Source organism: Bradyrhizobium sp. (assembly GCF_049581145.1).
In the GTDB taxonomy this organism is placed as follows: Bacteria; Pseudomonadota; Alphaproteobacteria; order Rhizobiales; family Xanthobacteraceae; genus Bradyrhizobium.
In genome coordinates, this window is the sequence record NZ_JBAURI010001167.1 from 1 (window position 1) to 5,864 (window position 5,864).

Annotated in this window: 6 protein-coding genes; 1 reads left to right on the forward strand and 5 read right to left on the reverse strand. The window is 63.4% G+C overall.

All coding sequences use genetic code 11. From position 1 onward, the window contains the following. The 3 genes from WCB02_RS37190 to WCB02_RS37200 form a co-directional block, all read right to left on the reverse strand. On the reverse strand, positions 1-1,192 hold a 1,192-nt coding region (locus WCB02_RS37190), incomplete at its 3' end, for an efflux transporter outer membrane subunit (RefSeq protein WP_423966839.1). Further along, complete coding sequence (locus WCB02_RS37195; protein ID WP_423966841.1) at positions 1,189-2,769, reverse strand: DHA2 family efflux MFS transporter permease subunit; 1,581 nt, start codon at positions 2,767-2,769, stop codon at positions 1,189-1,191. The genes WCB02_RS37190 and WCB02_RS37195, both read right to left, overlap by 4 nt. Continuing rightward, positions 2,766-3,959: an HlyD family secretion protein gene (locus tag WCB02_RS37200; protein WP_423966843.1), complete on the reverse strand. Its 1,194-nt coding sequence runs from the start codon at positions 3,957-3,959 to the stop codon at positions 2,766-2,768. Before WCB02_RS37200 ends, WCB02_RS37195 begins: the two co-directional genes overlap by 4 nt. 123 nt (positions 3,960-4,082) lie before the next feature. Here WCB02_RS37200 and WCB02_RS37205 point away from each other — a divergent pair, with 123 nt between their 5' ends. Then, on the forward strand, positions 4,083-4,709 hold the full coding sequence (locus tag WCB02_RS37205) for a TetR/AcrR family transcriptional regulator (protein WP_423966846.1): 627 nt from the start codon (positions 4,083-4,085) through the stop codon (positions 4,707-4,709). A gap of 305 nt (positions 4,710-5,014) precedes the next feature. Here WCB02_RS37205 and WCB02_RS37210 read toward each other — a convergent pair whose 3' ends face one another. Both WCB02_RS37210 and WCB02_RS37215 read right to left on the reverse strand, forming a co-directional pair. Continuing rightward, positions 5,015-5,485 (reverse strand): NUDIX domain-containing protein, encoded by a 471-nt coding sequence (locus WCB02_RS37210; RefSeq protein ID WP_423966848.1) that lies wholly within the window; start codon positions 5,483-5,485, stop codon positions 5,015-5,017. Positions 5,486-5,487: 2 nt separating this feature from the next. Next, positions 5,488-5,864 (reverse strand): DUF763 domain-containing protein (locus WCB02_RS37215; RefSeq protein WP_423966850.1); only part of this gene is annotated, 377 nt, incomplete at its 5' end.

The following is a 5,864-nucleotide window of genomic DNA, read 5'->3' on the forward strand; positions in this document are numbered from 1 at the left end:
GCAGCACCGTCTTGTGGTAGCCGAGCGCGGCCTCGACCTGCTGCGCCTCGTTCAGTCTGAGCATGCTTTTCAGCTGGCCGCCCTGGAAGATCGGCAGCGTCACCGTGGGGCCGGCCATGTATTGCAGCGAGTTCGAATTGAACAGATTGCTGAACTGCAGCGAGTCCAGCTCGACGGTGCCGTTGAGCTGGAATTTGGGATAGAACGAGGCGACGGCGACGCCGATATTGGCGGTGGCCGCATGCAGCTGATCTTCCGCCTCGCGGATGTCGGGCCGGCGGCGGGCGAGTTCCGACGGAATCCCCAAGGGCACCCGCGGCGGCGATCTTGGAATCGCGTGCCGCGGAGACAGTTCGGCGTTGAGCGCGGTCGGCGGCAGATCGAGCAACAGCGCGATCGCGTTGAGGTATTGAATCTGCTGCTGCTCCAGGCTCGGCAGCTGCGCCCGGATGCCCTCGACCTGCGCGGCCGCGTTCTCGGCATCGAGACCTGATCGTACGCCCTTCTGCTGCTGCTGCTGCGTGAGCTCCAGGATATCGCGATCGACCTTCAGGTTGTTCTCCGCGATCCGGATCTGCTCCTGCGTCCCGCGCAGCTGGATATAGTCGCGCGCTAGCTCGGCAAGGCTCGACACCAGCGCGTCGCGACGGCGATCCTCGGCCTGATCGACTTGCGCATCCGCCGCCTCGATCTGCCGGCGAACCCGGCCCCAGAGATCGAGCTCCCAGGACATGTCGAGGCCGACCGTGTATTCGTTGATCGGCTGGATGTTCAACCCGCTCGAGCCGGTCGAACCGAGCAGGGGAGTGAGCAGGCTGATGATGCCGTTCTTGCTGTAGAGCTCGCGCTGGTACTTGGTGTCGCCGTTGATGCTGGGAAGCTCCGCCGCCGCGGTGACGCCGCGCTGATAGCGGCTTTCCGCGATCCGGACGGCGGCGGTGCGGACGTCGAGATTGGCGTCGGCGACGCGGCTTTCCAGGTTGGTGAGCACGGGATCGGCGAACACCTTCCACCAGTTCGGATCGGTCGGCGCCGGCAGGTGGGCGTCGGAGATCGTTTGTCCGTTGAAGGTCTTGCTGTCAGGCAGGTGCGGATTGGGCTCCTCGAAATTGGGGCCCAGCGTGCAACCAGACAGCACCAGGGCGGCGGCCGCGAACGCGGTCCGGCGCTTGCGAAAACATCCTGAACTCAATGCCCACCCCCAGCTTGCATGCTGCCCCTCTTCGGCGACAGCAGGAAGCAGAACGGCACGACGATAAACGATATCATCGCGCAATAGAAGAACACGTCGGAATAGCCGAGCACGGCTGCCTGCATCCTGAAGACCTGATACACGCGGCCGACGGCCGCATCGTGCACCGCGGCTCCGGCGCGCCCCATCGCCCGCAGCGCCTGTTCATATTGTGCGACCAGCGCCTGGAAGGGCTGGTTGAACGGGCTGGCCCATTGCGACAGATAGCTCTGGTGCACTTGCGAGCGCTGCGTGACCTGGGCTGTCGATAGCGAAATGCCGATCGAGCCGAACACGTTTCGGAACATGGCGAACAGCGCGGCGCCGTCCCCATTGAGCTCGCGCGGCAATGTCAGGTAGGCGACCGTCGAGATCGGCACGAACAGGAAGGCCAGTCCCGCGGTCTGGAAGGTCCGCATGTAGACCAGCGTCTTGAAATTGAGGTCAGGCACCAGTGTGCTCGAATAGACCAGCGCGCAGCCCATGATGGTGAAGCCGGCCGCGATGATGTAGCGGGTCTGGATCTTGGTCATCAGCCGGCCGACGATGGGTATCAGGATGATCACTGCGATGCCGCCCGGGGACAGAATCAGTCCGGCCCAGGTCGCAGTGTACATCAAGATGCTCTGGGCGAATTGCGGGATCAGGACCGCGCTGGCGTACAGGATGCTTCCCATTGCGCCGATCATGATGCAGCCGCCAGCGAAGTTTCTGTCCTTGAACACCGCGAGATGGACGATCGGTTTTTTGGCGATCAGCAGCCAGCCGATGGCGCCGAGAATGCCTAAGAAGGCGAGCAGCGCCATGACGCAGATGAAATTGGACTGAAACCAGTCCTCGTCCTCGCCACGGTCCATCATGATCTGCAGGCAGCCGAGCCCCAGCGTGATCAAGGCGAGGCCGATATAGTCGATGCCACGGCTTCTGCGGTTCTTTTCCCACGGCGGATCTTCCACCAGCACCGAAACGAAGAAGGCGGCAATCGCGCCGACGGGAATGTTGAGGAAGAAGATCCAGCGCCACGACACCTGGTCGGTGATGTAGCCGCCGAGCGTCGGGCCGAGCACCGGCGCCACCACGGTCGCGATCGCGGCGACGCCGAAGGCCGCGCCACGCTTGGCCGGCGGGAAGGTGTCGAGGATGATGGATTGCTGATTCGGTTGCAACCCGCCACCGAAAAAGCCCTGCATCAGGCGGAAGATGATGAGCTCGGTCAGGCTCTGCGCGAGCCCGCACAGCAACGAGCAGACCGTGAACATGATGATGCAGATGATGAAGTAGCGCTTGCGGCCGAAAATGTCGCTCAGCCATCCGGAGATGGTCAACACGATGCCGTTGGCGACCAGGTAGGATGTCAGCGCCCAGGTTGCTTCGTCGCTCGAGGACGACAGGCTGCCCGCGATGTGGGGCAGCGCGACATTGACGATCGTGGTGTCGAGGATTTCCATGAACGCGGCGAGCGTCACCACGACCGCGATCAGCCACGGATTATAGGCCGGCTTCCATTGCTCGGCGGCATGATCCGACGGCTCGCTCATCGAACGGTGACCGAAGGTTCCGCGGAAATCCCGAGCGGCAGCGGGATGTTGGGATTGAGGCCCTTGTCGATCACGATCTTGACCGGGACGCGCTGCACGATCTTGACGAAATTGCCGGTCGCATTCTCCGGCGGAAATGCCGTGAATTTCGATCCGGAGCCGAGCTGGATGCTGTCGACATGTCCTTCGAGATTGAGACTGGGATAGGCGTCGATCGTGATCTTGACGTGCTGGCCAGGACGCATGTCGGCGAGCTGGCTCTCCTTGAAATTGGCGGTGATCCAGACGTCGGGCGCGACGATCGAGAAGATCTGCTGGCCAGGCGTGACATAGTTGCCTTTTTCGACATTGCGCTTGGTGATCCAGCCATCCTGCGGGGCGGTGACCGTGGTCCATGACAGGTTCAAATTCGCCTGATCGAGCCTGGCCTGCGCCTGTTCGACCTGGCCCTTGAGCTGGCCGACCTGGGCGTCGGTCTCACTGATGCGCTGCGAAACGGGCGAGGCCTGCGTGATCTGCGCCTGCGCCAGCGCGACCTGGGCGTCGGCCTGCTTCAAGGCGGCTTCGGCGGCGTCGACATCCTGCTGCGATGTCGCAGCCTTCGGCAGGCTTTTCTGCCGGTCGTAATCGGCCAGCGTCTTGGCGCGATTGGCCTTGGCATTTTCGAGCTGGGCGTTGGCCTGCTCGAGCTGGGCGGGAAAATTCTTTTGCGCGATTTCGAGGCCGAATTGCTGGCCGCGATATTGCGCCTGCGCCGTGGCGAGCGCGCCCTCGGCCTGCTCGCGGTCGATCTGATATTGGCGCGGGTCGATGTGGATCAGGGGCTGGCCCTGCTTGACGAACTGGTTGTCGGTGACGTCGAGCGACACCACGATGCCGGATACCTGGGGCGCGATCGTGATCGCGCGGCCGTCGGTATAGGCATCGTCGGTGCTTTCGATGTTGCGCGTCGACAGCCAGTAATAAAGGCCGCCGATCGCGAGCAGGATCAGGACCACGGCGCCGATGATGAAAACCACCGGCCGGCGCCTGGTCCGGGCCTCTTCGTCCTGCTTGACCGCGTCGTCTGCGGCCTGCTCCTCGCCTGGTTCGCCCGGCTGCAACGAATGGGGCTCGGGGTGGGCATCATCGGGCCGCTCGCTCCGCGCCTCTCGCGGGCGGGGCTTTTCTTCGATCTGTTGAGCTGACATCCAGCAAGACTCTCGTTATCACCGATAATTCGCCAGCCTTGCGGCATCGATCCGGCACGCTATAACCGTACCCGATGGTTCGTTTAGAGACAAGAGCCGACCGAGATGGCAGGACCCTGTGACATGACAGCAAGCGCCGCAGCGCGAAAAGTTCCACGCGGCGAGCGGCGGCGCATGGAACTCGTCGACGTGGCCGAGCAGTTATTCCTGGAGCGTGGCTTTTCGGACACCACCATGCGGATGATCGCCGAGCGCGCCGGTGCTTCCAAGGAGACGCTGTACCGCCACTTCGCCAGCAAGGAACTGCTGTTCGCCGAAATCGTCAGCCGCAAAGCCATGCAGATTTCCGGTCCCGACGCAGCGCTGGCGCGCGGTGGCAAGCCGGAGGTCGTGCTGACCGAATTGGGTCTCGGCCTGGTCCGCACCATTCTGTCCGGGCAGGCCTCCTGCCTGTTCAGGACGGTTGTCTCGGAAGCCGTCCGCACGCCGGAGCTCGGCGATCTCTTCTACCAGCGCGGCCCCGGCCTGATGGCGGAGCGGCTCGCCTCCTATCTGGAGCTCGCCTCGAAACGAGGCGAACTCCGCTGCGAACATCCGTTGGGCGCAGCCAGACTGTTTCTGGGCGCCATTGCGTCGCACTATCACGTGCGCTCGCTGGTTCAATCGAACTGGAGCGCGCCGACGGAGCAGGAAATCACAGGGCATGTCGACGCTGCGGTGGCGATGTTTCTCGCGCGGTATCAGCCGTAGTGCTGCAGTGCCGCGAACGAGATCGCGTCGGTCGTGTACTTTGCGATGCAACAGGAATCTCGTCAAAGCCTTGAATTCAAGGCACCGCGCAACACCGGATAGGCACGGTCAGGTTGCACAAAATTTACGCTTGTTCGCTAGGATTACGAAGTATGGCCGCAAACAAGGTAACGGCGGCACACGGGCTAGGAAAAATTCCGGGCTAGACTCGAGCCGTCGGTCACCTGACGGCTCTTTCTTTTGGCGCCAGCGCTGCACCTGCGGCACCTTCGCAAAGACTGAGGCGCAAGATTCAGGCGCAAGACTCAGGTTGTCGATTCCCTGCAAAGCCGCTCGAGACGATCCAGCAGAGGCCGCTGTCCCTCATTGATCTTGCTGTGTGCCATGGTCAGATCGAACCACGCGGCGCGATCGACCTCCGGAAAAGCCTGTTGCTGGCCGCTGCGCGGCGGCCATTCCATTTCGAACGTGTTACTATGCACGGCCGCAACGTCGACGTCGAATTCCGCGGCGAAAGCCAGGACGAATTTGCCGCCGCGCTGCCGGATTTCGCCCAGCGACAATAATGGCGCCGCGAGCTCGATTCCGAGCTCCTCCGCGAATTCTCGTCGCGCCGCCTGCTCCGGAGATTCGTCCGAGCCGTATTCGCCCTTCGGAATCGACCACGCCCCGAGATCCTTGTTGCGCCAGTACGGTCCGCCCGGATGCACCAGCAACACCTCGAGCCGGCGATGCGGCAGGCGAAACGCGAGAATGCCGGCACTTCGCGAAGGCATGGTTACGACCCAAGACGTCGTGGTCTGTCGCGCGGCGCGACGTCCTGCTCCCAGCCGAACACGGACCGCCCGTCGAGCGCGGGCGAGGCTGCCCGCTCGCCGGCGATGAAGGCCTCGAGCGACGGGCCTCGCGCATGACACTCCAGCCGGCGCGCCTGGTCGTCGAGGCGCTTCAACGCCTGCATTTCCTCCTCGCGTCCGAGCTTTGCGTTGTGCACCGCGGACTTCAGAACCCGAATGGTCTCGTCATAGACCTTGATGGGAACCGGGAACGGATGGCGGTCCTTGCCGCCATGCGCCAGCGAGAACCGCGCCGGATCCTGGAAACGGCAGGGGGTGCCGTGAACCACCTCCGCCACCATCGCAAGCGAGCGCACGG

What these genes read in the sequence shown, in the direction of transcription:
- WCB02_RS37205 (WP_423966846.1), top strand. Translation starts at nt 4,083, where the DNA reads ATGACAGCAAGCGCCGCAGCGCGAAAAGTTCCACGCGGCGAGCGGCGG.
- WCB02_RS37200 (WP_423966843.1), bottom strand. Translation starts at nt 3,959, where the DNA reads ATGTCAGCTCAACAGATCGAAGAAAAGCCCCGCCCGCGAGAGGCGCGG.
- WCB02_RS37210 (WP_423966848.1), bottom strand. Translation starts at nt 5,485, where the DNA reads ATGCCTTCGCGAAGTGCCGGCATTCTCGCGTTTCGCCTGCCGCATCGC.
- WCB02_RS37195 (WP_423966841.1), bottom strand. Translation starts at nt 2,769, where the DNA reads ATGAGCGAGCCGTCGGATCATGCCGCCGAGCAATGGAAGCCGGCCTAT.